Below are 24,016 nucleotides of genomic sequence, written 5' to 3' on the forward strand. Positions count from 1 at the left end.
CGCAAGGCGCGTGGCGGGTATGGTCTAAGATTCCCGCGCTCCCCGGCGCCGACCGGGCGTTCAGGTCCGGGTGCGCCGCCACAGGTCATGCTGGAGCCCGCTTTGCGGGCGCCGGGACGCAGTGCCTGGCCCGCCCCCACCATCTTTCAGTCTTTCAGAAGGACTCCTGATCCGTGTCTACCTGGCTCGTTACCGGCGGCGCCGGTTTCATCGGCGGCAACTTCGTGCTCGAGGCCGTGGCCCGCGGCGTTCGCGTGGTCAACCTCGACAAGCTCACCTACGCCGGCAACCTCGACACCCTGGCCTCGCTGGAGGGCAACCCCGACCACGTGTTCGTGCAGGGCGACATCGGCGACCAGGCGCTGGTGCGCCGGCTGCTGGAGGAGCACCGCCCGGACGCGGTGGTGAACTTCGCTGCCGAGAGTCACGTGGACCGCTCCATCGACGGGCCGGCCGCCTTCATCCATACCAACGTGGTCGGCACCCTGGGCCTGCTGGAGGCGGTGCGCGACCACTGGAAGGGCCTTCAGGGCGAGGCGAGGGACGCCTTCCGTTTCCTGCACGTGTCCACCGACGAGGTGTACGGCTCGCTGGGCGAGACCGGCAAGTTCACCGAGACCACGCCGTACGCGCCCAACTCGCCGTACTCGGCCAGCAAGGCGGCCTCGGACCACCTGGTGCGGGCCTTCCACCACACCTACGGTCTGCCCACGCTCACCACCAACTGCTCCAACAACTACGGGCCGTACCACTTCCCGGAGAAGCTGATCCCGCTGGTGATCCAGCGCGCCCTGGCCGGCCAGCCGCTGCCGGTGTACGGCGACGGCCAGCAGGTGCGCGACTGGCTGTACGTGTCCGACCACTGCGAGGCCATCCGCACCGTCCTGGCCAAGGGCCGGGTGGGGCAGACCTACAACGTCGGCGGCAACGCCGAGCGCCGCAACATCGAGGTGGTGCGCACCATCTGCCGCCTGCTGGACGAGCGCCGGCCGCGTCCGGACGGCAGCCCGCACGAGAGCCTGATCACCTTCGTCGCCGACCGGCCCGGGCACGATCGCCGCTACGCCATCGACGCGTCCAAGATCCGCAACGAGCTGGGCTGGGAGCCGCGCTACACCTTCGAGGAAGGCATCGCGGCCACCGTGGACTGGTACCTGGCCAACCAGGACTGGGTGCAGCGGGTGCTGGACGGCAGCTACCGGCTCGAACGCATCGGCACCGCGGCCTGAGGGCGGGGGGAGGATTCCATGACGCAACGCAAGGGCATCATCCTGGCCGGCGGTTCCGGTACCCGCCTGTACCCGATCACGCGCGGGGTCAGCAAGCAGCTGCTGCCCGTGTACGACAAGCCGATGATCTACTACCCGCTCAGCGTGCTGATGCTGGCGGGCATCCGCGAGGTGCTGGTCATCAACACCCCGCACGAACAGGCCCTGTTCCAGGCCCTGCTGGGCGACGGTTCGCAGTGGGGCATCGACATCCGGTACGCGGTGCAGCCCAGCCCCGACGGGCTGGCCCAGGCCTACCTGATCGGCCGCGATTTCGTCGGCGGCAAGCCCAGCTGCCTGGTGCTGGGCGACAACATCTTCTACGGCCACGGCCTGACCGACCTGCTGCGCCGCGCCGACGCGCGCCAGGACGGGGCCACCGTGTTCGGCTACTGGGTGCGCGATCCGGAGCGCTACGGTGTGGCCGAATTCGACGCCCAGGGGCGGGTGGTCGGCATCGAGGAGAAGCCGGCGCAGCCGCGCTCCAACTACGCGGTCACCGGCCTGTACTTCTACGACGGCCGGGCCAGCGACTTCGCCGCCGAGCTCAAGCCCTCGGCGCGCGGCGAGCTGGAGATCACCGACCTCAACCGGCGCTACCTGGAGGAGGGCGCGCTGTACCTGGAGCAGCTGGGCCGCGGCTACGCCTGGCTGGACACCGGGACCCACCAGTCGCTGCACGACGCCTCCAACTTCATCCAGGCCATCCAGGACCGCCAGGGCCTGCAGGTGTGCTGCCCGGAGGAGATCGCCTACGGCAACGGCTGGATCGACGCGGCACAGCTGGAGAAGCTGGCCGCGCCGCTGGCCAAGAACGAGTACGGCCGCTACCTGATGAACCTGGCCAAGCGCGGCAGGGTGGTGAGATGAAGGTGATCGAGACGGATCTGCCCGGGTGCGTGGTGATCGAGCCGGCCGTGTACGGCGACGCCCGCGGCTTCTTCTACGAGGCCTGGAACGCCGAGCGCTTCCGCGCCCACGGCCTGCCGGACCGCTTCGTGCAGAGCAATGTGTCCTCGTCCACGCGCGGCGTGCTGCGCGGCCTGCACTACCAGTGGCCCAACCCGCAGGGCAAGCTGGTCAGCGTGCTGGAGGGCGAGGTGTACGACGTGGCGGTGGACATCCGCCGCGGCTCGCCGCACTTCGGACGCTGGACCGCGGTGGTGCTCACCGCCGCGAACAAGCGACACTTCTGGATCCCGGAGGGCTTCGCCCACGGCTTCCTGGTGCTGTCCGAGCGCGCACTGTTCAGCTACCTCTGCACCGCCCCCTACGACAAGGCCGCCGACGCCGGCGTGCGCTGGAACGACGCCGCCCTGGCGGTGGACTGGCCCGAGGCCGCGCCGCTGCTGTCGGACAAGGACGCCAACGCGCCGTTCCTGGAGCAGATCCCGGCCGAGCGGCTGCCGGTGTACCCGGCATGAGGCTGCTGGTCGTCGGCGCCAACGGCCAGGTCGGCCGCGAACTGCGGCGCAGTCTGGCCGAGCTGGGCCAGGTGCTGCCGGCCACCCGCGACGGCCGCCTGGACGACGGCACCGCCTGCGCGGTCGCCGACCTGGGCGATCCGGACGGGCTGGCGCGGCTGGTGCGTGACACCACCCCCGACACGGTGGTCAATGCCGCCGCCTACACCGCGGTGGACCAGGCCGAGGACGAACCGGACGTGGCCTGGCGGATCAACGCGCAGGCCCCCGGCGTGCTGGCCCGTGCCTGCGCCGGGGCCGGCATCCCGCTGGTGCACTATTCCACCGACTACGTGTTCGACGGCCGCGGCACGCGCCCGTACCGGGAGGACGATCCGACCGCGCCGCTGGGCGCGTACGGCGCCAGCAAGCGCGCCGGCGAGGAGGCGGCGCTGGCCGCCGGCGGGCGGCCGCTGGGGTTCCGCACCGCCTGGGTCTACGCCGCGCACGGGCACAACTTCCTGCGCACCATGCTGCGCCTGGGCGCCGAGCGCGAGGAGCTGCGGGTGGTGGCCGACCAGGTCGGCACGCCGACCCCGGCCGCGCTGATCGCCGACGTCCCCGCCGTGGCCCTGCGCCGTGCCCTGGCCGGGCCCGCGGTGGCCGGCCTGTGGCACCTGGTGGCGGCCGGGCAGACCAGCTGGCACGGTTTCGCCGAGGCGATCTTCGCCGAAGCGGTGGCCGCCGGCCTGCTGCCGCGCGCCCCGCGTGTGCTGCCGATCACCACCGCCGGGTACCCGACCCGGACCCGCCGCCCGGCCTATTCGTGCCTGGACACCACCCGCCTGCGGCGCGACTTCGGCGTGGAACTGCCGGACTGGCGCGAGGGCCTGCGCGGCGTGGTCACGGAGCTGGCCCGGGCCGGCTGAGCCGCCCGTTCCCGCGCGGGACGGGCCGTCCGGGCCTGCCCGCGGGCGCGGGCGGGCCCTCCGTCACTGGACTTGCCGCCCCCGGCCCGATAGCGTGTCGGCCTTCGCATCCGCAGGGAACCATGCATGGCCGGTCCAGCCACGCCCCAGTTGACCTTCCGCGCCGTCGTCCTCGCCATCGTCCTGGCGGTGGTGCTGTCGGCGGCCAACGCCTACCTCGGCCTGTTCGCGGGCCTGACCGTGGCCACCGCCATCCCGGCGGCGGTCGTCTCCATGGGCGTGCTGCGCCTGCTCGGCGGCGGCACCATCCTGGAGAACAACATCGTCCAGACCGGTGCCTCGGCCGGTTCCTCCATCGCCGCCGGCGTGATCTTCACCATCCCGGCGCTGGTGCTGATGGGCTACTGGCCCGACTTCGACTACTGGTGGGTGCTGGGCATCGCCGGCCTGGGCGGCCTGCTGGGCGTGCTGTTCTCGGTGCCGCTGCGGCGCACGATGATCGTCGAGGATCCGCTGCCTTTCCCCGAGGGCAAGGCCGCGGCCGAGGTGCTCAAGGCCGGCGAGAACCCCGGCCCGGGCCTGAAGATCCTGGGCCTGTCGGCGGCCATCGGTGGCGTGGTCAAGCTGGCCGCGGCCAACGGCCTGCGCCTGATCCCGGACAGCTGGGCGGTGGCCGGCTACTTCGCCAACAACCGGATCATCGGCTACCTCGGCACCGGCCTGTCGCCGGCGCTGCTGGGCGTGGGCTACATCGTCGGCCTGAACGTGGGCATCGTGGTGCTGTCCGGCGCCATCCTGTCCTGGCACATCGCCATCCCGCTGTACCACGCCGCGTTCCTGGACAGCGACCCGGCCCTGGCCGCCTCGGTTGCCGGCGCCTCGGCCACCGACGCGGCCTTCGCCATCTGGTCGGCCAAGATCCGCTTCCTGGGCGTGGGCGCCATGCTGGTCGGCGGCGTGTGGACCCTGTTCTCGCTGCGCAAGTCGCTGGTGGCCGGCATCAGGAGCGGCCTGGCCGCCGCGCGCAAGGGCGCGGCGCAGGGCGCGGCCATCGCCGAGACCGACCGCGACCTGCCGATGAAGTGGATGCTGGTGGCGCTGGTGGCCTTCGTCGTGCCGCTGTGGCTGCTGTACCACGCCATCGTCGGCTTCTGGGTGGCCAGCCTGGCCATGACCCTGATCATGATCGTGGCCGGCTTCCTGTTCGTGTCGGTGTCCGGCTACCTGGCCGGCCTGGTGGGCTCGTCCAACAACCCGGTCTCGGGCATCACCATCGCCACCATCCTGTTCGCCTCGGTGGTGCTGCTGGTGCTGCTGGGCGCCGACGGCCAGAACCAGGTCGGCGGCGCGCCGCTGGGCGCGGTGGCGGCGATCATGATCGGCGCGGTGGTGTGCTGCGCCGCCGCCGTGGGTGGCGACAACCTGCAGGACCTGAAGACCGGCTACCTGGTCGGCGCCACCCCGTGGAAGCAGCAGCTGATGCTGGGCATCGGCGCCTTCTCCTGCGCGCTGATCATGGCCCCGGTGCTGAACCTGCTGCAGGAGGCCTACGGCATCGGCTCCAAGACCCTGCCGGCGCCGCAGGCCAACCTGATGGCCTCGGTGGCCAAGGGCCTGTTCGGCGGCGAGCTGCCGTGGACCATGATCGCCATCGGCGGCGTGATCGGCGCGGTGGTCATCGCCATCGACGGCTGGCTGAAGAAGACCGGCAAGCGCTTCCGCGTGCCGGTGCTGGCCGCGGCCATCGGCATCTACCTGCCGCTGGAGCTGATGGTGCCGATCTTCCTCGGCGGCCTGCTGGCGCACCTGGTCGAACGCTTCCACCAGGTGTCCCCGGACGACCATGCCGCGCTGGACCGCGTGCACCGTCCGGGCGTGCTGTTCTCCGCCGGCCTGATCACCGGCGAGGCGCTGATGGGCATCGGCATCGCCCTGCCGATCGTGATCGCCCAGGACGCCGAGGTGCTGGCCCTGCCGGTGGACCTGGGGGCCGCCGGCCAGTGGGTCGGCCTGGCGGTGCTGGCCCTGGTCGGCTGGCTGCTGTACCGCACCGGCAAGCGCGGGGAGCAGGCGGCCTGAGCGCCGCCTCCGGCGGAAGGCCGTGACCTTCCGCCGTTGCGCCGGCCCGGCGGCGCCGCCTAGCATCCGGGACCGCCTCACACCAAGGAGTTCCGGATGTCCGCACGCATGCCCCTCGCCCTGGCCCTGGCCGGCCTGCTCGGCGCCGCCGCGGCCGGCGACGTCGAAGCCGCCCGCGGCTTCGACGTCCGCGACCTGCACAGGCTGGACCGCGTTTCCTCCCCGGTGCTGTCCCCGGACGGCGCGCGGGTGGTGTTCGTCAAGCGCGAGATCACCGAGGACTTCGCCAGGACCAGCACCGGCCTGTGGATGCGCGACCTGCGCACCCGCGACCTCCGCCCGCCGGTGCGGATCAGCCCGGAGGGCTGGAATGTCAGCGCGCCGGCGTTCTCGCCGGACGGCCAGTGGGTATACTTCCTCAGCGCCAGGTCCGGCACCCAGCAGGTGTACCGGATGCCCGCCACCGGTGGTACCCCGCAGCAGGTGACCCGCTATCCGCTGGACGTGGGCAGCTTCAAGCTCTCGCCCGACGGCAGCCGCCTGGCGGTGAGCATGGAGGTGTTCCCCGACTGCGGCGCGGACCTGGACTGCACGGTCAAGCGCCTGGACGGGCGCAAGCAGTCCCGCGCCAGTGGCGTGCTCTACGACAAGCTGTTCGTGCGCCACTGGGACACCTGGGAGGACGGCCGCCTCAACCAGCTGTTCATCGCCCCGGTGGCCACCGGCAAGGAGCAGGCCGCGCCCACGCTGGCGAGCGTGCCGGCGGGCGCGCCGGCGCCGGGCAACGTGCCGTCCAGGCCGTTCGGTGGCGACGACGAGTACACCTGGTCGCCGGATGGCCGGTCCATCGTCTTCGCCATGCGCCCGGCCGACCGCCAGGAGCCGTGGTCCACCAACTTCGACCTGTTCCGCTACCGCGCCGGCGCCCAGGCGGTGGAGAACCTCACCGTCTCCAACCCGGCCTGGGACACCGGCCCGGTGTTCAACGCCGACGGCAGCAAGCTGTACTACCGGGCGATGAAGCGCCCGGGTTTCGAGGCCGACCGCTTCGCCCTGATGGAGCTGGACCTGGCCACCGGCGCCACCCGCGAGATCGCCCCGGACTGGGACCGCAGCGCCGACGGCATCGTCCTGTCGGCCGACGGCCGCACGATCTACACCACCGCCCAGGACATGGGCGAGCACCCGCTGTTCGCCGTGGACATCGCCACCGGCAAGGTGGAGAAGGTCGTGGGCGGCGGCAGCATCTCGTCCTTCGCCATCGCCGGCGACACCCTGGTGTTCACCCGCAACAGCCTGCACAGCGGCGACCAGGTGTTCGTGGCGTCGCTGTCCAACCCGCAGGCCGAGCGCGCGCTCACCCCCAGCGCCGGCGAGGTGCTGCCGGAGGTGGCCTTCGGCCAGTTCGAGCAGTTCAGCTTCAAGGGCTGGAACGACGAGACCGTGTACGGCTACGTGGTCAAGCCGTGGAACTACGAGGAGGGCAAGCGCTACCCGGTGGCCTTCCTGATCCACGGCGGCCCGCAGGGCAGCTTCGGCAACAGCTGGAGCTACCGCTGGAACCCGCAGACCTACGCCGGCCAGGGCTACGCCGTGGTGATGATCGACTTCCACGGTTCCACCGGCTACGGCCAGGCCTTCACCGACTCCATCAGCGGCGACTGGGGCGGCAAGCCGCTGGTCGACCTGCAGAAGGGCTGGGAGGCGGCGCAGCAGAAGTACCCGTTCCTGGACGGCGAGCGCGCCTGCGCGCTGGGCGCCAGCTACGGCGGCTACATGATCAACTGGATCGCCGGCAACTGGAACGAGCCGTGGAAGTGCCTGGTCAACCACGACGGCGTGTTCGACACCCGGTCGATGGGCTACGTGACCGAGGAGCTGTGGTTCACCGAGTGGGAGAACGGCGGCACCCCGTACGACAAGCCGGAGAATTTCGAGAAGTTCAACCCGGTCAACCACGTGGCCAAGTGGCGCGTGCCGATGCTGGTGGTGCAGGGCGAGAAGGACTACCGCGTGCCGGTGGACCAGGGCCTGTCCACCTTCACCGCGCTGCAGCGCCGCGGCATCGAGTCGCAGCTGCTGTACTTCCCGGACGAGAACCACTGGGTGCTCAAGCCGGCCAACAGCGTGCTCTGGCACGACACCGTCAACGCCTGGTTGAAGAAGCACATCGGCCAGTGATCCCCCCCGATGGCCGGCATCCGCCGGCTATCGCCTTTCGAGGTTCCGCAGGAGTGACCAGATGGCGATCGAAGCCGCCGCCCCGTCCACCGCGCTGATCCAGAACGACATCGTCGTCTTCGGCCTGATCGCCGCCACGCTGGGCCTGATCTTCTGGCTGGCCAGCGGCCCGACACCATTCTGGAGGAAGTTCTTCGCCTGGGTGCCGGCGCTGCTGCTGTGCTACTTCGTTCCTGCCATCTACAACACGGTCGGCCTGATCGACGGCACCCAGGGCGCGGTCTACAACCCCATCGGCAGCCGCGTGCTGCTGCCGGTGGCCCTGGTCCTGCTGACCATGACCATCGACCTGAAGGGCGTGCTGAAGCTGGGTCCGCGCCTGCTGTTCGTGTTCTGCGCGGGCACCTTCGGCCTGTTCCTGGGCGCGATCGTGGCCTTCCAGCTGTTCAAGTGGTTCATGCCCTCGGTGGTGGCCGGCGAGGTGTGGAAGGGCATGGCCGCACTGGCCGGCAGCTGGATCGGCGGCGGCGCCAACATGGTGGCCATCCGCGAGGTGTACCAGGTGGACGCCACCCTGTTCGGCCAGTTCGCGGTGGTGGACGTGGCCATCGCCAACACCTGGATGGCCGTGCTGCTGTTCCTGGCCGGGCGCGCGGCCAGCATCGACGCGCGCAGCGGCGCCGACACCAGCGCCATCGACGAGATGAAGGCGCGCCTGGAGGCCTACGAGGCGGCCAACGCGCGCATTCCGACCCTGACCGACCTGATGGTGATCCTGGGCATCGGCTTCGGCATCGTCGGCGCGGCACACGCCGTGTCCGCCCCGGTGGCCGCCTGGTTCGCCGCGCACGTGCCCAATGCCGGCCAGTACAGCCTGGACTCGGCCTTCGTCTGGGTGGTGCTGCTGGCCACCTTCGCCGGCCTGGCGCTGAGCTTCACCCCGGCGCGCCGGCTGGAGAACGCGGGCATGGCCAAGGTCGGCAGCGCCTGCCTGTACTTCCTGATCGCCAGCATCGGCATGCAGATGGACTTCACCCGCCTGGCCGAGCGCCCGGGCCTGCTGGCCCTGGGCGTGGTGTGGATGGCCGTGCACGTGCTGGTGCTGTGGGGCGCGGCCAGACTGGTGCGCGCGCCGCTGTTCTATTTCGCCATCGGCTCGCAGGGCAACATCGGCGCCGCGGCTTCGGCACCGGTGGTGGCCGCGGCCTTCCATCCCACCCTCGCCCCGGTGGGCGGGCTGCTGGGCACGGTGGGTTACGCCACCGGCACGGTGATCGCCTACTGGCTCGGCCAGATCCTGAGGGTGATGGCGGGGCAGTAGGCCGCCGCAGCCGCAGCCCGAAGGAAACGCCGCTGCCGGAGCGCGTACGTGGTGCCCCGGCCGGCCGGGGCCGACGTCCAGACGGGGTGCTTCGGTGCCTGCCGCGGGCACGCTGGCATGCGCCAGACGCCTTCGGCGCCGGCGCCCCCGCCGCGACCGGAGGCCAGCGGACCACCTCCTGTAGGAGCCGCGTACGCGGCGACCCGTCCGGGGCGGCATTCAACGCCACGCCTCTGGTGCCGGCCCTGGACATGCCCCGTGCCCCAGGCACTTCGGCGCCGGCGCACCCGCCGCGACCGGGAGGTGGCCTCAGCAGCAGCGGAACCCCGACCTGCCGCCGTAGCGCGCCGCCTGGCGCTCGCGGAAGAAGGTCGGGTAGTCCATCGGTTCCTGGTCCGGGTGCTTTTCCAGCATGTGCCGGACGTAGTTGTCGTAGTCGGGGATGCCGCAGCACAGGCGGGCGGCCTGCACCAGCCGGCGCCACACGCGCCGGTGGGTGGTGTAGTACTGCGCGGGAACGAGGGCGGTACCCATGGCGTCGCCTCCCTACAGGCCGGCCTGCGCCGCCTGCTGCTCCGGGGTCAGGGGCACGTACGGCGTCTCGCAGTCACTGCGCTCCGGGCGCGCACGGGCGGCCAGGATGGAGCGCACCGAGTAGACCAGGATGGCGAACACCACCAGCAGGAACAGTACGGTCAGGCCGGTGTTGACGTAGGCGTTGGTCACGACCTGGTGCATCTGGTCCATGGTCCTGGCCGGGGCCAGCAACTGGCCGGCGGCGATGCCGTCCTGGAACTTGCGCGCCTGGGCCAGAAAGCCCTGCGCCGGGTTGCCGTCGAAGATCTTGATCAGGCCCGCGGCGGTGGTGCACACCAGCAGCCAGGCGGCCGGCAGCGCGGTGACCCAGGCGTAGCGGTCGCGCTTGAGCTTGAACAGCACCACGGTGCCCAGCATCAGGGCGATGCCGGCAAGCATCTGGTTGGAAATGCCGAACAGCGGCCACAGGGTCTGGATGCCGCCGAACGGGTCCACCACGCCGGTGTAGAGCAGGTAGCCCCAGAGCGCCACGCAGCCGGCGGTGGCGATGATGTTGGCCGCCCACGACTCGGTACGGCGCAGCGCCGGCACGAAGGTGCCCAGCAGGTCCTGCAGCATGAAGCGGCCGGCGCGGGTGCCGGCGTCCACCGCCGTGAGGATGAACAGCGCCTCGAACAGGATGGCGAAGTGGTACCAGAACGCCATGGTGTCCTCGCCGGGCAGCAGCGAGTGCAGGATCTGGGCGATGCCCACCGCCAGGGTCGGCGCGCCGCCGGCGCGGGCGAGGATGGTGCTTTCGCCGATGTCGCGCGCGGTGGCCTCCAGCACGTCGGGAGAGATGCTGAAGCCCCAGTGGCTGATGGTGGCCGCGACCGAGGCGGTGTCGCTGCCGACCAGCCCGGCCGGGCTGTTCATGGCGAAGTACACGCCCGGCTCGATGATGCTGGCCGCGACCAGCGCCATCACCGCCACGAATGACTCCATCAGCATGCCGCCGTAGCCGATGTAGCGCATGTGCGACTCGTTGGCCAGCAGCTTGGGCGTGGTGCCGGAGCTGATCAGGGCGTGGAAGCCGGACACCGCGCCGCAGGCGATGGTGATGAACAGGAACGGGAAGATGCCGCCCTTCCACACCGGGCCGTCGCCGCTGGCGGCGAACCGGGTCAGCGCCGGCATGCGCAGGTCGGGCATCACGATCAGGATGCCGATGGCCAGGGCGAGGATGGTGCCGATCTTGAGGAAGGTGGACAGGTAATCGCGGGGCGCCAGCAGCAGCCACACCGGCAGCACCGAGGCCACGAAGCCGTAGCCGATCAGCATCCAGGTGATCTGCGTGGCGCTGAAGGTGAAGGCCGGGCCCCACACCGGGTCGGCGGCGACCCTGCCGCCCAGCCAGATCGCCACCAGCAGCAGCACCAGGCCGGCCACGGAGATCTCGCCGATGCGGCCGGGACGGACGTAGCGCATGTACAGGCCCATCAGGATGGCGATGGGCATGGTGGCGATGACGGTGAACATGCCCCAGGGGCTCTCGGCCAGCGCCTTGACCACCACCATGGCCAGCACCGCCAGGATGATGATCATGATCAGGAAAGCGCCGAACAGGGCGATGGTGCCGGGCACCGGGCCCATCTCCTCGCGCACCAGCTCGCCCAGCGAGCGGCCGTCCCGGCGGCTGGAGATGAACAGGACCATGAAGTCCTGCACCGCGCCGGCCAGGACCACGCCGGCCACGAGCCACAGCAGGCCGGGCAGGTAGCCCATCTGCGCGGCCAGCACCGGGCCGACCAGCGGGCCGGCACCGGCGATGGCCGCGAAGTGGTGGCCGAACAGCACGTGGCGGTGGGTGGGCACGTAGTCCAGGCCGTCGTTGTGCACCACCGCGGGCGTGGCCCGGGTCGGATCCAGGCGCATCACCTTGTTGGCGATGAACAGCGCGTAGTAGCGGTAGGCCACCAGGTAGATGGACACGGCGGCCACCACGATCCACAGCGCGTTGACGTGTTCGCCGCGGCGCAGCGCCAGCGTGCCGAGGCAGAACGCGCCCAGCAGCGCCAGCGCCGCCCACGCGGCCTTGGACAATGCCTTCATGGAGGATCTCCGACGGGGGATGATCAAGAATCGTCCTCCGCGGCGGCCGGGTCAATCGCCGGGCCGTGCGGCAGGCCTGCGACTTTGGTCGTGTCCGTCGCGGCTGCTGCGATGCAGCAGGCACCGCTTGCGCAGGCGCGCCGGGTACGGGTTAGCCTCATGCCGGCCAGACAGGGAGCATCCCCCATGAATGCGATCGTCCTGCTGTTGCTCGGGCTCGGCGCGATGATGCTGGGCTACCTGTTCTACTCGAAGTTCATCGCCGAGAAGATCTACCGGCTGGAGGCCGACTATCCGACCCCGGCCCACACCATGCGCGACGGCGTGGACTACGTGCCCACCAACCGCTTCGTGCTCTGGGGGCACCACTTCACCTCGGTGGCCGGCGCGGCGCCTATCGTCGGACCGGCGATCGCGATGATCTGGGGCTGGGGGGCCAGCGTTCCTGTGGGTGACGCTGGGCACGGTGTTCTTCGCCGGCGTGCACGACTTCGGCGCGCTGTGGGCGAGCGTGCGCAACAGGGGGCAGTCGATGGGCATGCTCAGTGGCAGCTACATCGGCCGCCGCGGGCGCAACCTGTTCCTGGTGGTGATCTTCCTGCTGCTGCTGATGGTCAACGCGGCCTTCGCGGTGGTGATCGCCAATCTGCTGGTGTCCACGCCGACATCGGTGATCCCGGTGTGGGGCGCGATCCTGGTGGCGCTGGTGATCGGCCAGCTGATCTACCGCTGGAAGGTGGGCCTGCTGTGGCCCTCGATCGGCGGCGTGATCGTGCTGTACGCCCTGGTCCTGGTCGGCAACAGCTACCCGGTCGTGCTGCCCGATCCCGTCCTCGGCATGAGTCCGCGCTCGGCCTGGATCGTGCTGCTGTTCCTGTACGCGGGCATCGCCTCGATCCTGCCGGTGTGGGTGCTGCTGCAGCCGCGCGACTACATCAACGGCCTGCAGCTGTTCGTCGGCCTGGGCATCCTCTACCTGGCGGTGCTGCTGGCCTCGCCGACCATCGTCGCGCTGGCCTTCAACGACGCGCTGCCGGAAGGTACGCCGTCGATTGCTCTGACGACAGTCGGATCGCCAGCGTCGTGCCGCTGAACGATCGGCACGCAGCCACTGCGGAGCAGCGCCACGATCTCTTCTGGATAGAGCGTGCAACTCACGTCATTGGGGTCCAGCATCCATGTGGCGCCCGGTGCTGACTCGAAGAGTTCTCGTCCCACCACGGCGACTACCCTTGCCGCGCCTCGTGCTGCGGCATGTGCTTTGACGTCGTCGCTGAAGACCGGAATCACAGTGATTCCGTCCGGCCGCGTGAAGCAGATCAGTCGCACTTTTCCGCTGTCGTCCGAGAGCGGGAGGTGGACGTACAGGACGGCCGTGAGCAGCGCCTGGAAGAACGCAGGCTCCTCCATGGGATTCTCGATCGCTCGCGCCTGCAGGCGCGCCAGCTGCTCAGGGGTCGTCATGCCCTAAGTATTACGCAGGCCGACCCTGCATGCACCCGGCGGGCTAAAGCCCGCCGGATGTCGAAGGGTTCAGACTAGCTCGCTGGAACTCCGCGAATGTCGCCGTCGCGATGCAGCCAGCGATAGAGCGCTGGCAGCACGATGAGCGTCAGGAGGGTTGACGACACGATCCCGCCGATCACGACGGTGGCGAGTGGACGTTGAACCTCCGAGCCGGCCCCGACATTCAGGGCCATGGGCACGAACCCGAGCGAGGCCACGAGAGCTGTCATCAGGACGGGCCGCAGGCGACCGATCGCACCGTTTAAGATTGCGTTGTCCAGCGGATCGCCCTGCTCCCGCAGCTTGCGGATGAACGCGATCATAACCAGGCCGTTGAGTACGGCCACGCCCGACAGTGCGATGAAGCCCACCCCCGCCGAGATCGAAAGCGGGATGCCACGCAGCGCCAACGCGACGACGCCGCCCGTGAGCGCGAGCGGCACTCCGCTGAACACGATCGCCGCGTCCTTCGCTGATCCAAACGCCATGAACAGCAGGCCGAAGATGATCACCAAGGTCACGGGAACGACGATTGCCAGCCGGCGGCTGGCCGAGATCAGCTGCTCGAACGTGCCGCCGTAGTCCACCCAGTAGCCCGTGGGCAGCTTGACGTCGGCACGGACGCGTTCCTGCAGCTCCTTGACGAAGCTGCCGAGGTCCCGGTCACGCACGTTGGCCGTCACCACGATCCGTCGCTTTCCGTTCTCGCGATTGATCTGGTTCGGTCCGGGCTTGGTGTCGATCTGTGCAACCTCACGCAATGGCACGGTCTTGGGGGTGCCGGCAGCCCAGCGCGCATCCAGTGCGGACTCGTCCGGCTCGGCCTCGCGAAGCGGGATCGGCAGATCGAGCAGCGCGGCCGGATCCTGGCGCAGCTCCTCGGGCAGGCGAACGACGATTTCGAAGCGACGATCGCCCTCGAAGAGGTGACCGGCGACCTCGCCGCCAATGGCCGTCGCCACGGTCTCCTGCACATCCCCCGGGTTGAGCCCGTAGCGCGCCAGCGCAGCGCGATCGGGCGTCACTGTCAGCAGCGGAAGGCCTGTGACTTGTTCGGCCCTCACGTCGGCGGCGCCATCAATCGAGGCGAGCACCTGCTGGATCTGCGCACCCGTGCGAACCAGTTGCTCGAGATCATCGCCATAGATCTTGACCGCCACATCGGCGCGCACGCCCGAGATGAGCTCGTTCGTCCGCAGCTGAATGGGCTGGCTGATCTCGTAGTTGCTGCCGGGGATCGCCTCGAGCGCCTCTTCCAGCTCTTCTATGAGCTCCTGCTTGGGCTTTCGCGGGTCCGGCCATTCCTCACGCGGCTTGAGGATCACGAATGTATCGCCTATGGACGGCGGCATGGGGTCGCTCGCCACTTCCGCGGTGCCAAGTTTGGAGAAGACGCGCTTGACCTCCGGAAAGCCGGCCAGCGTTCGCTCCAGCGATTCCTGCATTCCGATCGCCTGCGTCAGGCTGGTGCCGGGGATGCGGATGGGCTGGATGACGATGTCCCCCTCGTCCAGGTTCGGGATGAACTCCGAGCCCAGGCGGGTCGCCAGCAGGCCCGAGAGCACCACCAGCGCGGCCGCGCCGGCCATCACCGCCATACGGCGTCGGAGTGCCCACGCCAGGATCGGCTCATAGCGGCGCCGGACCCAGGCCACGAGCCGGTTCTCCTTTTCCTCGACCTTGCCATTCAGGAAGACGGCGATCGCGGCGGGAACGAAGGTGAGCGACAGGATCATCGCGCCGGTCAGCGCGAGGACCACCGTGATCGCCATCGGATGGAAGAGCTTCCCCTCGATCCCGCTCAAGGCAAAGATCGGCAGGTACACCGCTCCGATGATGCCGAGGCCAAACAGACTCGGCCGGATCACCTCCGCCGTGGCGGAGGCCGTGACATCAAAGCGTTCCTCGTCGGTCATCTTCCGGCCGAGGCTGTGCTGCATCTCCCCGAACCGGCGCAGGCAGTTCTCGATGATGATCACCGCGCCATCGACAATGAGGCCGAAATCCAGCGCGCCCAGGCTCATGAGGTTGCCCGACACGCCGCCCCGCACCATTCCCATGATGGTGAACAGCATCGCCAGCGGGATGACAGCTGCGGTGATCAGGGCCGCCCGGATGTTGCCGAGCAGCAGGAACAGCACGACGACGACGAGCAACGCACCTTCGATCAGGTTCTTGGAGACCGTATGGATGGTGCGGTCGACCAGGGCCGTGCGGTCGTAGACCGGCTCGGCGCGCACGCCCTCCGGCAGGCTGGCATTGGCCGCCTCCAGACGGGCACCCACCGCCTGCGAGACCTCGCGGCTGTTGGCGCCGACCAGCATCACGACGGTGCCGAGGACCACCTCGTGCCCGTTCTGGGTCGCGGCGCCCGAGCGCAGCTCGCGCCCCTCGGCCACCGTGGCGATATCGCCTACCCGGATCGGGACGCCACCGCGCCGGTCGAGCACGATGCTGCGGATGGCATCGAGGTCCCCGACCTGCCCGGGCACGCGGACGAGGAACTGCTGGCCGTTGCGCTCGATGTAGCCGGCGCCCACGTTCTGGTTGTTGGCCGAGATCGCCGAAACGACGTCCCGCAGCGTCAGATTGAGCGCGACCAGCTGGGCCGGGTCCGGGGTGATGTGGATCTGGCGCTCATACCCACCGATCGTGTTGACTTCGGCGACCCCGGGTGTGTTGCGCAGCTGCGGGCGGATGACCCAGTCCTGCAGCGTTCGAAGGTCAGTCGTGGTGTAGGGCGTGCCGTCTTTCTTCAGCGCCTTGGCATCGGCCTCCACGGTGTACATGAAGATCTCGCCCATGCCCGTTGCGATGGGGCCCATCTCGGGTTCCATCCCCCCGGGCAGCTGCGAACGCACCTGCTGGAGTCGCTCGGCCACCTGCTGGCGGGCAAAGAAGATGTCGGTACCGTCCTTGAACACGACCGTGACCTGCGAAAGCCCATAGCGCGACAGCGATCGCGTGTAGTCGAGCCCCGGCAGGCCCGCGAGTGCCGTCTCGATAGGAAACGTAATGCGTTGCTCGGTCTCGAGCGGTGAGTAACCTTCTGCCTGCGTGTTGATCTGGACCTGGACGTTGGTCACGTCCGGAGTGACGTCGATCGGCAGCTTCGTGAAGCTCCAGACGCCAAGCCCCACGAGGGCGAGAGTCAGGAGCAGCATCAGCCACCGATGCGTGATCGCGAATCGGATGATTTTCTCGAGCATGGTGGCGGCCCTAATGCTCTTCGGCGGTGGACTTTTCCATGTCCGCCTTGATCAGGTAGCTCTGCTGGACGACGACCTGCTCGCCGGGCTTCAACCCGGCCAGGATCTCCACGGTGTCGGCGTCGCGCCGCCCCGTTTTCACCGGTCGCCTGTGGTAGGTCTCGCCCTTCTGCACATAGACGACCTCCTCGCCGTTGGACGTCTGCAGTGCACTGAGTGGCACGACGAGATTGGCGCGCGCCTGGTCCACGATTACGCGAGCCTTGACTGCCGACCCTGGACGCCAGAGGCCGTCCAGGTTGCGCAGGCGCGCGCGGGCGACCGTGCTCTGACTCGCTGTCGCCGTGCTGGGCAGGATCCGTTCGATCTGGGTCTCAGAGGTGACCCCATCGCTCATGCGCGTCACGATGACCGGGCTGCCGACGCGCAGACGCTGGGCGTCGCGCCCGAAGACATGCAGGTCGACCCACAGGTCCGAGAGATTCGCGATCTCGTACAGGGCCGCACCCTCGCCTGCCACAGTCCCCACCGATGCATCGCGGGACAACACCACACCCGAGATGGGGGCAGTGACCGTGTAGGTGGTCAGGCTCAGGTTGCTCTCGATCGTCGCCAGCGGCTGGCCGGCGCGGACCTGGTCGCCGACGTTGGCGTGTAGCGCGCGCACCAGTCCGGGGAAGCGCGCCATGACCCGCGCGATTGCTCCGTCGACCGGGGTCAGGAGCCCCTGCACTTCATGGTCGTCCGAGATCTCGCCCGGCCCGGCAGGGCTCACGCGCACGCCCGCCGCCGCAGCGGCCTGCGTGCCGATCTTGGTGCTCGTCGGCAGCTCGCCGTGCTCGCCCTCCTCACCTTCCTCGCCCGCCTCGCCTCCCGTCGGAGATGACGCGTTGCATGCTGCCAGCAGCGCGGCCAACGACAGGGCTGCAATCCAATGAAGTTTCACGGGGTGTCTCCTTGTTCAATGGACGGGCCGGCCGAAACGAACGGCTGCCCGGTCAGGCGCTGGATCTCGAGCAGTGCCGAGTGGGCCTCGAGTGCAGCTTCGAGTTGGTCGCGGAGGGCGGCCGTGCGCTCGGCTTGCAGCTGCGCCCACTCCAGATAGCTCGCCGCGCCTGCGCGGTAGGCGCGCTCGGCAGCCGCCTCGGCGCGCGAGAGCCTCGGGATCACGTCGCTCCCCAAGCGGCGCACTTCGAGCTGTGCGGTGAGAAACCGTCCATGCGCTTCGGCGAGGGTGGAATACAGCGACAGGCTCTTGACCTCGCGCTCGAGGCCGAGCAGTGCCAGCTCCGCTTCCGCAGCCCGAATTTCCGGCTGCGCCCTCACCTTGGTGCCCAGCGGCATCGATACGCTGACGACCAACCCGAAGTCGTCGGTCGCCTGCAAACGCCGGACGCCGACCTGCCAGTCCAGGTCGGGAGTGGCAGCGGTTCGCGCGAGCTGGAGGCGAGCCTCTCGAATGCGCTGCTCGCCGGCGAACTGGGCAAGCTCGGGTGTCTTGGCGAGCCAGGAGGCGAGCTCGTCGAACGAGGCGATCTTCGGCAGCGCCAACGGGTTGATGGGCACGACGTCGAAGCTCGGTGCGCGCTCGCCCCAGAGGGTCGCCAGATGCTGTCGGGCCGCCCGTGCCTGCTGCACCGCGCGCGCCTGATCGAGTTCCGCACGCGCGAGCGCGGCCTCTGCAGTCAGCACGACCGATTCCGGCGATGCCCCGGCCTGAAGGCGTTGCCGAGCGCCGGCCACCGCGCGTTTCCGCTGCGCGATATCCAGGCGCGCGATCTCCGCGCGCTTCTCGGCCGCTACGACCGCCAGGTAGCGGCGAGCCACCTCGGCGAGCAGGTCCAGGCGACGGGCTTCACGCTCCACCGCAAGTACATCGATGCGGCTCTGCGCCAGCGCGCGGCGGGCGTCGAGCTTGCCGCCCCGCTCCAGCACAGAGGCCAGGCTCAAGGTGATCTCGGCGCCCTGCAGGCCGCTGGCCTCGCCGGTGCCGAGTACGTTCTCGGCTTCGATGCCAACGACCAGAGGCGGCTTGAAGGCCGCGCGGTCCAGCTCGGTCGTCAGAACATCCCGGCGTCCGCCAAAGAGCCTGAGTTCCGGATGGGTCTGCTCGACACGGCGGAACGCGTCGTCGAGGGTCAAACTTTCCGCCGCATGGGCAGCGGATGCAGCCAGCACGGCCGCACACAAGGCGGCGCGAGCCGCCAGTCGAATCGACATGATGGAAATTCCGAATGCAGGTTGAGGGTCTGGCGGTGCTGGGTGGCACTCAACTGACGATCGGGGGTCGAAACGGTGCCGGCCATCGCCCAGCCGTTGGGGGCTGTGCAATATCGAGTCGGGGCACAGCTTGGGCCGGAATCATCTGCGGGACTGCGATCTCGGCCGTCGCCATCGCGGCGATGTGACCGCAGCAATGCGCGATATGGTGGACGAGCTGGAGCGCATCGGAGTCGTCCGTCGCTGCGGCGAGGCTCGAGCGTCCATCCAGCGAGCCGGAGGAGATCGCTTCGGCGTGCCGGGTGGACATCAGCTCGTGCAGCTCGCCCATGGCACCAATGACCAGCTGGACGAGCAGGCCCAGGACAAGGCCGGCCGTCATCAGCCACCTCACCCAGAAAGCCGGCACTCGTCTCGAACGGATCACTCGGGGGTACCTCCTGCGTTGTGGCGAGCCTCGCGCGCCTCGCGGAGGATCTCGACCGCTTCCTTGACCACGTAGAGGCCGATCAGCGTTCCGATCACAAAGTCCGGGTACGGTGACCCCAGCCACAGCACCAGCACGCCCGCGAGTATAACGCCCACGTTGGCGACCACGTCGGCGCGGGTGAAGATCCAGGTCGCCCGCAGATGCGCTTCAGCCGACTTGAGCGGCGCGAGCATGCGAAGGACCGCCATGTTGACGATGAGGGAAAGGATGGCGGTGCCGATCATCCAGCCACTGTCAGGCTCGGCGCCGTAGATCACCCGTCGCCCCACCTCGAACAGCACGCCGAGACCCAGGAGCAGCAGAGCGACGCCGCTAAGCATGGCGGCATTGGCCTTGAAGCTCGCGGCGCGGCCGATGGCGACCAGTCCAATGGCGTAGGCGGTTGCGTCGGACAGCATGTCGGCCGCATCGGCGAGCAGGCCCGTGGATTCACCGATCCAGCCCGCGATGCCGCCGACGACGGCCATCGTGGCGTTGAGGATGAGTGCGATCGTCAGGATCTTGCGCTCCTGAGCATTTTTCGCTTCGTGGTGGCAGCCGCAGTCACTCATCGGTGGGGCTCCAGAAACGGACGGAGTTCATCGGCAACCGGCATCGAGCGCAGCGCACCCACGCGTGCACCACCGGTATTGCCGCGGGGCATCCATAGCCAGGTAAACAGCAAGGACGCGGGAATTCGAACGAGCTGACCGGCCGCCTCGCGCCAGTCACGGGCGCTGATCGCCCATCTCAGGAATGCGATGTGACTGCAGACGTGCCGGATCGTGTGCGTCTGCCCCAGCACGTGGGCCCGCTCGAACGCCGTGTACGCGCCTTTCAAATCACCTGCGTATAGCGCCGAATACCCTGCCGACAGGTGCTGGGCGAAGGCCAAAATCCCAGCGGCAGTTTCGCGATGACGGGCGTGCTGCCGGAATGGCCAGGTGAGCTGGCCCCGATGGTCGAGTGGAAGCTTCTCTTCGCGCAGCCCCACGTCGCCCGCCCGCAGGGCTTCCGGTCGGCCCAGGTACGTTCCACACAAGCGGTCCCAGATCATGAAGAACTCGCCAAAGTTCACCTGGGCATTTTCGTACTCGCGCTTGTGATGCCATCGATGCACTTCGGCCACCCCAAGCCAACGTCGCAGGGGGCCGACGCGATAGTCGAGGTTCGCGTGCTGGAACGCGAGCTGGACGCTGAGCAGGGCGAGCCATGCACTCAGCACGTGAGGCGGCGCGCCGAGCAGCACCGCGACCGCCAGGCCAGGGCCCGCCATCAGCAACGCACTCAGCGGATGACGCCGCTCGCCGTTGAGCCAGTAGAGACGTTCGGCACCGTGGTGTACCGCATGCAGCCGCCACGCCCAGGCGTACCGATGGCTCAGTCGGTGCATCGTATAGAGGCCTGCATCCACAATCAGCCCGGCCAGCAGCAGCTGCATCGCGCCAGGCCACTGGTGGGGCCACCCGCCGTCGATAGGCAGGAACTGGCGCAGCGCATGGAGAAGCACGCCGGCCAGCGCAAGCAGACCGAAGTTGACGACGCCATGCACCACATCAGCATTCAGGTCGCCATGGTCCCTCTGCCACTCGGGCTCGTAAGGGGAGAGCCTTTCCAGCAAGGCCACGGCCGTGACACCAACGGATGCGATCAAGGCAAGCGCGGGCCACGCGGGCAGGGCGCTGCTGGCCACGGCCACGGCCGCGACTGCCGCCGGCAGCATGACCACGGGATAGCTCCCATAACGAATCACCACCTGGCGAAGTGCTGCACTCATGCATTACCTCTCGGACGTTCGTGCGCGGAAGGCATGGCCTTTGCGCCACGCGCATTGGCGACGAAGCCGAGGACGGCGATCGCCGCGACGGCGATCTGGGCGAGGATCGACTGCCACGTCGGGTAAAGGCCCAGCCACTCGATCTGTGGCACGGCAGCCAAGGCCTGGCTGATCCAGCCGGCTTCCTGCAGCGCCGCCACGCCCTTGCCCACAAGCACCACGGCAAGGACGGCGATCAGGATCGAGCTGAAGCGGAAGAACTGGCCGATCGGCAAGCGCGTTCCCAGTCGCAGCAGCGCGAATGCGATGACGGCCAGGACGGCCAGGCCCAAGCCCAGCCCGGCGAGGATCGCGGAGCTGTCCTGTTCGTTCCACATCGCGGCGTAGAACAGGATGGTCTCGAAGACCTCGCGGTACACGGCGACGAACGACAGCACGAACAGGAAGGTCGCGGAACGACGTGTGAGCGCTGCGGACATCTTTTCCTGCAGGTACTGCTGCCAGCGGCCGGCCATGCTCTTCTGGTGCATCCAGATCCCGACGCTGAGCAGGGCGATCGCCGCGAACAGTGCCGACAGCCCTTCGGTGGCCTCCCGCTCCGCGCCACTGATGCTGACTGCATACGTCGCGATAGCCCACGTTACGCCGCCCGCCAGCAGCGCACCGATCCATCCGGCATGCACGTACGGCAGCACATCCCTGCGCTCGGCCTTGCGTAGGAAGGCGATCATGCCGATGACGATCAACAGCGCCTCAACCCCTTCGCGCAAGAGGATGGTGAAGCTGCCCAGGAACGCTGCGGTGGTGCTATTGCTCCGGTCGGCAAGCGCCGACTCGCTGCGGTCCAGCAGCTGTCCGACCGCTGCGGCCTGAGCTTCGACGGCGGAGGTCGGTGCGCCCTCGCCGATCCTGGCGCGAAGGGTTGCCATGGCGGACTCGATCTGTCGCAGAAGCTTGCGGTCCCGCGATCCGAGCTGCGGCTCGACAGGCTCGACACCGTCGAGATACGCGGACAAGGCCAGTGCCGACGCCTGCCCCCGGTCACCCGACCGGTAGGCCGCAACGCTCTGCTGCAGGCGCTGACGGGCCAGCGCTAGAGATGCATTGCTGTTGACTGGCGAGGAGGCGGCCACGGCACTCGGCTCACCACGCAGATAGGCGATGATCGCGCGCGCCCTGTCCGCTCCCAGCGTCTTCGAAAGGTCAGCTTCAGTGGCACCCGATAACGCAGCCAGGTCGGGAAATACGCGACGCACCTGATCGTCGTCTGCCCAGATCGCCGCACCCTGTTCCCGGGCCGCCGCGTCGTACGCCAGTCCGCCGGTGTAGTAGGCCAAGGCCCATCGATCATCGTTTGACAGATGGGCGTAGCTCATCATCGCGGTGCCCGGCAGTCCTTGCGAAATGACCTGGTAGAGCGACAGCGGGCTGCGGTGCTTTGCACGGTCGGCGTCGGTGAAGGCGATCGGGGGCGGATCCATGCCGGCGGCAGCGGGACCATCGCCTCGGCCGGTCGCGCCATGGCACGCGGTGCACTGCTGGGCGTACAGGGCCGCGCCCCGCGCCAGATCGGGGACAGCCGCGGGCGCGGCCTCGATCTTGTAGACGGTCAGGAGCTCGGACGCCAAGGCCCCTGCGCTGCGGGCGATCTGCTCTGCGTCAGCGCGCTCGGCCACCAGCCCTTCCAGTTGCTTGGCCTTCGCAAGGCGCGCCGCGTGCCCCGCGCCCGGCGGTAATGCGGCCAGCTTCGCGCTGACGGATGCGGTGAACTCCCGCATCTCCGCGTATTCGCCCGCGTCGACCACCTCACCGTTCTGGATCGCCGCGGGGTAGTCGACCGCGATGTAGTCGAGCAGCTGCCATGCCTGCCGCGCCTCGGCCGCCGGGTCGGCCGCGCGTGCCGAACAAGCGGACGCCAGCCCCACCACGGCAAGGAGGGCGGACAGTACGCAGCGCCAGGCAATCGGGGACATCGACTTTTCACGCTTCGACGGAGCTGGTATCGTAGAGTCCGTAGCGACTACAGAGTCAAGGGATCCGAGCGTGAAGATCAGCGAAGCCTCCCAGGCAAGCGGCTGCCACCTGGAAACGATCCGGTACTACGAGCGGATCGGCCTCATGCCGTCGCCAACCCGGACGGGCAGCGGGTACCGGTCGTATTCGGAGCAGGACGTGGAACGTCTGCGCTTCATTACCCGGGGTCGGGATCTGGGCTTCAGCCTGGACGAGATCCGAAGCCTGATGCGGCTGGACCAGGACGGCGACCTGGCGTGCGAGGACGTCACCCGCCTCGCGCAGCAGCACCTGATCGACGTCCAGGAACGCATTCGCGACCTGCAGCGCGTGGCGCGCGAGCTGGAGCGCACCATCCGCAGCTGCGGTGGCGGCGTTAGGGCCCAGTGCGCCATCCTCAACGCCCTCAAGCACTCTCCTGCCCCGGGCGAGGCGGCGTGATGCGCATCGCCCTGGCCCAGTACGACTTCCCGGTCGGAGACATCACCGGCAACGTCAGGCGCATCCAGACGCTCATCGAGCAGGCGCGCGACGCACACGGGGCTGACCTGATCGTCTTCCCCGAACTCTGCGTCAGCGGCTATTCGCCGGAGGACCTGCTGTTTCGCCCCCAGTTCCTCGCGGAGTGCGACACGGCCGTGCGGGCCATTGCGCATTCGACGCAGGGCATCGTCGCGGTCGTCGGTTGGCCAGAGGCGGCGGGAAGCGTGGTCTACAACGCTGGGGCCTGATGTCGGACGAGCATTTCTCGGTCGACGGCACGCTGCTGCAGGCGTGGGCCTCGCACAAGAGCTTCCGTCCCAAGGATGGGACGCCGAAGGACCCACCGGGTGGTGGGCATCGCAACGCCCAGCCTGATTTCAAGGGTCAGAAGCGTCGCAACGAAACGCACGAATCGGCCAGCGATCCGGACGCCAGGCTTTACCGCAAGGGCAATACCGGGGCGCAGCTGAGCTACCAGGCCCATGTGCTCATGGAGCATCGCAGCGGCCTGGTGCGTGCAGCGTGTGTCA

General features: G+C 68.9%; 18 protein-coding genes and 4 pseudogenes. 12 read left to right on the forward strand and 10 right to left on the reverse strand.

Going from position 1 to position 24,016, the window contains the following annotated elements; translation table 11 throughout:
* Window positions 1-173 precede the first annotated feature (173 nt).
* The 7 genes from rfbB to CR938_RS05270 all read left to right on the forward strand — a co-directional run bounded on the left by rfbB (window position 174) and on the right by CR938_RS05270 (window position 9,181).
* Window positions 174-1,229: a dTDP-glucose 4,6-dehydratase gene (gene rfbB / locus CR938_RS05240; RefSeq protein ID WP_162123991.1), complete on the forward strand. Its 1,056-nt coding sequence runs from the start codon at window positions 174-176 to the stop codon at window positions 1,227-1,229.
* An 18-nt stretch (window positions 1,230-1,247) separates the two neighbouring features.
* A complete protein-coding gene (gene rfbA / locus CR938_RS05245; protein WP_162123992.1) occupies window positions 1,248-2,138 on the forward strand; it encodes a glucose-1-phosphate thymidylyltransferase RfbA in 891 nt (296 codons plus the stop codon).
* Window positions 2,135-2,692 carry a dTDP-4-dehydrorhamnose 3,5-epimerase gene (rfbC, locus tag CR938_RS05250; RefSeq protein ID WP_162123993.1) on the forward strand — a complete coding sequence of 186 codons (558 nt, stop codon included), beginning with the start codon at window positions 2,135-2,137 and terminating at the stop codon, window positions 2,690-2,692. Before rfbA ends, rfbC begins: the two co-directional genes overlap by 4 nt.
* Window positions 2,689-3,600, forward strand: coding sequence for a dTDP-4-dehydrorhamnose reductase (gene rfbD / locus CR938_RS05255; protein ID WP_162123994.1), 912 nt, complete (start codon window positions 2,689-2,691; stop codon window positions 3,598-3,600). Before rfbC ends, rfbD begins: the two co-directional genes overlap by 4 nt.
* A gap of 126 nt (window positions 3,601-3,726) precedes the next feature.
* Window positions 3,727-5,679: an OPT family oligopeptide transporter gene (locus CR938_RS05260; RefSeq protein WP_162123995.1), complete on the forward strand. Its 1,953-nt coding sequence runs from the start codon at window positions 3,727-3,729 to the stop codon at window positions 5,677-5,679.
* Between the two features lie 108 nt (window positions 5,680-5,787).
* Window positions 5,788-7,860: a S9 family peptidase gene (locus tag CR938_RS05265; RefSeq protein WP_246190986.1), complete on the forward strand. Its 2,073-nt coding sequence runs from the start codon at window positions 5,788-5,790 to the stop codon at window positions 7,858-7,860.
* Window positions 7,861-7,921: 61 nt separating this feature from the next.
* Entirely contained in the window at window positions 7,922-9,181 is a 1,260-nt protein-coding gene (locus tag CR938_RS05270) for a DUF819 family protein (RefSeq protein ID WP_162123997.1), read from the forward strand.
* A gap of 309 nt (window positions 9,182-9,490) precedes the next feature.
* Here the strand turns inward: CR938_RS05270 and CR938_RS05275 are convergent, their stop codons facing one another.
* Together CR938_RS05275 and CR938_RS05280 are read right to left on the reverse strand one after the other, a co-directional pair.
* Window positions 9,491-9,715, reverse strand: coding sequence for a YbdD/YjiX family protein (locus tag CR938_RS05275; protein WP_162123998.1), 225 nt, complete (start codon window positions 9,713-9,715; stop codon window positions 9,491-9,493).
* A gap of 12 nt (window positions 9,716-9,727) precedes the next feature.
* The gene (locus CR938_RS05280; RefSeq protein WP_162123999.1) at window positions 9,728-11,809 is read right to left on the reverse strand and encodes a carbon starvation CstA family protein; all 2,082 of its coding nucleotides are present in this window, start codon (window positions 11,807-11,809) and stop codon (window positions 9,728-9,730) included.
* A 186-nt stretch (window positions 11,810-11,995) separates the two neighbouring features.
* Here CR938_RS05280 and CR938_RS14940 point away from each other — a divergent pair.
* Together CR938_RS14940 and CR938_RS05285 are read left to right on the forward strand one after the other, a co-directional pair.
* Window positions 11,996-12,229, forward strand: a pseudogene (locus CR938_RS14940) (carbon starvation CstA family protein); the annotation flags it as partial.
* A 25-nt stretch (window positions 12,230-12,254) separates the two neighbouring features.
* Window positions 12,255-12,902 (forward strand): carbon starvation CstA family protein, encoded by a 648-nt coding sequence (locus CR938_RS05285; RefSeq protein ID WP_281350233.1) that lies wholly within the window; start codon window positions 12,255-12,257, stop codon window positions 12,900-12,902.
* Between the two features lie 47 nt (window positions 12,903-12,949).
* Here CR938_RS05285 and CR938_RS14945 read toward each other — a convergent pair.
* The 8 genes and pseudogenes from CR938_RS14945 to CR938_RS05325 form a co-directional block, all read right to left on the reverse strand.
* A pseudogene (locus CR938_RS14945) lies at window positions 12,950-13,273 on the reverse strand (SseB family protein); the annotation flags it as partial.
* A 74-nt stretch (window positions 13,274-13,347) separates the two neighbouring features.
* The gene (locus CR938_RS05295) at window positions 13,348-16,524 is read right to left on the reverse strand and encodes an efflux RND transporter permease subunit (RefSeq protein WP_162124001.1); all 3,177 of its coding nucleotides are present in this window, start codon (window positions 16,522-16,524) and stop codon (window positions 13,348-13,350) included.
* Between the two features lie 10 nt (window positions 16,525-16,534).
* Window positions 16,535-17,470 (reverse strand): efflux RND transporter periplasmic adaptor subunit, encoded by a 936-nt coding sequence (locus CR938_RS05300; protein WP_123770474.1) that lies wholly within the window; start codon window positions 17,468-17,470, stop codon window positions 16,535-16,537.
* The gene (locus tag CR938_RS05305) at window positions 17,467-18,744 is read right to left on the reverse strand and encodes a TolC family protein (protein ID WP_123770929.1); all 1,278 of its coding nucleotides are present in this window, start codon (window positions 18,742-18,744) and stop codon (window positions 17,467-17,469) included. Before CR938_RS05305 ends, CR938_RS05300 begins: the two co-directional genes overlap by 4 nt.
* A 49-nt stretch (window positions 18,745-18,793) precedes the next feature.
* Complete coding sequence (locus tag CR938_RS05310; RefSeq protein WP_123770475.1) at window positions 18,794-19,138, reverse strand: hypothetical protein; 345 nt, start codon at window positions 19,136-19,138, stop codon at window positions 18,794-18,796.
* 29 nt (window positions 19,139-19,167) lie between these two features.
* Entirely contained in the window at window positions 19,168-19,785 is a 618-nt protein-coding gene (locus tag CR938_RS05315; RefSeq protein ID WP_162124002.1) for a cation diffusion facilitator family transporter, read from the reverse strand.
* Window positions 19,782-20,990, reverse strand: coding sequence for a DUF3703 domain-containing protein (locus tag CR938_RS05320; protein ID WP_162124003.1), 1,209 nt, complete (start codon window positions 20,988-20,990; stop codon window positions 19,782-19,784). The genes CR938_RS05315 and CR938_RS05320 overlap by 4 nt, the downstream gene beginning before the upstream one ends.
* Window positions 20,987-22,963, reverse strand: a complete 1,977-nt coding sequence (locus CR938_RS05325) for a cytochrome c/FTR1 family iron permease (protein WP_162124004.1) — start codon at window positions 22,961-22,963, stop codon at window positions 20,987-20,989. The genes CR938_RS05320 and CR938_RS05325 overlap by 4 nt, the downstream gene beginning before the upstream one ends.
* A 70-nt stretch (window positions 22,964-23,033) precedes the next feature.
* Between CR938_RS05325 and CR938_RS05330 the strand changes: the two genes are divergently transcribed.
* The 3 genes and pseudogenes from CR938_RS05330 to CR938_RS05340 form a co-directional block, all read left to right on the forward strand.
* Window positions 23,034-23,444: a MerR family transcriptional regulator gene (locus CR938_RS05330; protein WP_123770479.1), complete on the forward strand. Its 411-nt coding sequence runs from the start codon at window positions 23,034-23,036 to the stop codon at window positions 23,442-23,444.
* Window positions 23,444-23,731 (forward strand): annotated as a pseudogene (locus tag CR938_RS05335) (nitrilase-related carbon-nitrogen hydrolase); the annotation flags it as partial. The gene CR938_RS05330 and the pseudogene CR938_RS05335, both read left to right, overlap by 1 nt.
* Window positions 23,722-24,016, forward strand: a pseudogene (locus CR938_RS05340) (IS5/IS1182 family transposase); the annotation flags it as partial. The pseudogenes CR938_RS05335 and CR938_RS05340, both read left to right, overlap by 10 nt.

It is taken from the genome of Pseudoxanthomonas taiwanensis (genome assembly GCF_010093135.1).
Taxonomy (GTDB): domain Bacteria; phylum Pseudomonadota; class Gammaproteobacteria; order Xanthomonadales; family Xanthomonadaceae; genus Pseudoxanthomonas; species Pseudoxanthomonas taiwanensis.

What these genes read in the sequence shown, in the direction of transcription:
- rfbA (WP_162123992.1), top strand. Translation starts at nt 1,248, where the DNA reads ATGACGCAACGCAAGGGCATCATCCTGGCCGGCGGTTCCGGTACCCGC.
- rfbC (WP_162123993.1), top strand. Translation starts at nt 2,135, where the DNA reads ATGAAGGTGATCGAGACGGATCTGCCCGGGTGCGTGGTGATCGAGCCG.
- rfbD (WP_162123994.1), top strand. Translation starts at nt 2,689, where the DNA reads ATGAGGCTGCTGGTCGTCGGCGCCAACGGCCAGGTCGGCCGCGAACTG.
- CR938_RS05260 (WP_162123995.1), top strand. Translation starts at nt 3,727, where the DNA reads ATGGCCGGTCCAGCCACGCCCCAGTTGACCTTCCGCGCCGTCGTCCTC.
- CR938_RS05265 (WP_246190986.1), top strand. Translation starts at nt 5,788, where the DNA reads ATGCCCCTCGCCCTGGCCCTGGCCGGCCTGCTCGGCGCCGCCGCGGCC.
- CR938_RS05270 (WP_162123997.1), top strand. Translation starts at nt 7,922, where the DNA reads ATGGCGATCGAAGCCGCCGCCCCGTCCACCGCGCTGATCCAGAACGAC.
- CR938_RS05275 (WP_162123998.1), bottom strand. Translation starts at nt 9,715, where the DNA reads ATGGGTACCGCCCTCGTTCCCGCGCAGTACTACACCACCCACCGGCGC.
- CR938_RS05280 (WP_162123999.1), bottom strand. Translation starts at nt 11,809, where the DNA reads ATGAAGGCATTGTCCAAGGCCGCGTGGGCGGCGCTGGCGCTGCTGGGC.
- CR938_RS05295 (WP_162124001.1), bottom strand. Translation starts at nt 16,524, where the DNA reads ATGCTCGAGAAAATCATCCGATTCGCGATCACGCATCGGTGGCTGATG.
- CR938_RS05305 (WP_123770929.1), bottom strand. Translation starts at nt 18,744, where the DNA reads ATGTCGATTCGACTGGCGGCTCGCGCCGCCTTGTGTGCGGCCGTGCTG.
- CR938_RS05315 (WP_162124002.1), bottom strand. Translation starts at nt 19,785, where the DNA reads ATGAGTGACTGCGGCTGCCACCACGAAGCGAAAAATGCTCAGGAGCGC.
- CR938_RS05320 (WP_162124003.1), bottom strand. Translation starts at nt 20,990, where the DNA reads ATGAGTGCAGCACTTCGCCAGGTGGTGATTCGTTATGGGAGCTATCCC.
- CR938_RS05325 (WP_162124004.1), bottom strand. Translation starts at nt 22,963, where the DNA reads ATGTCCCCGATTGCCTGGCGCTGCGTACTGTCCGCCCTCCTTGCCGTG.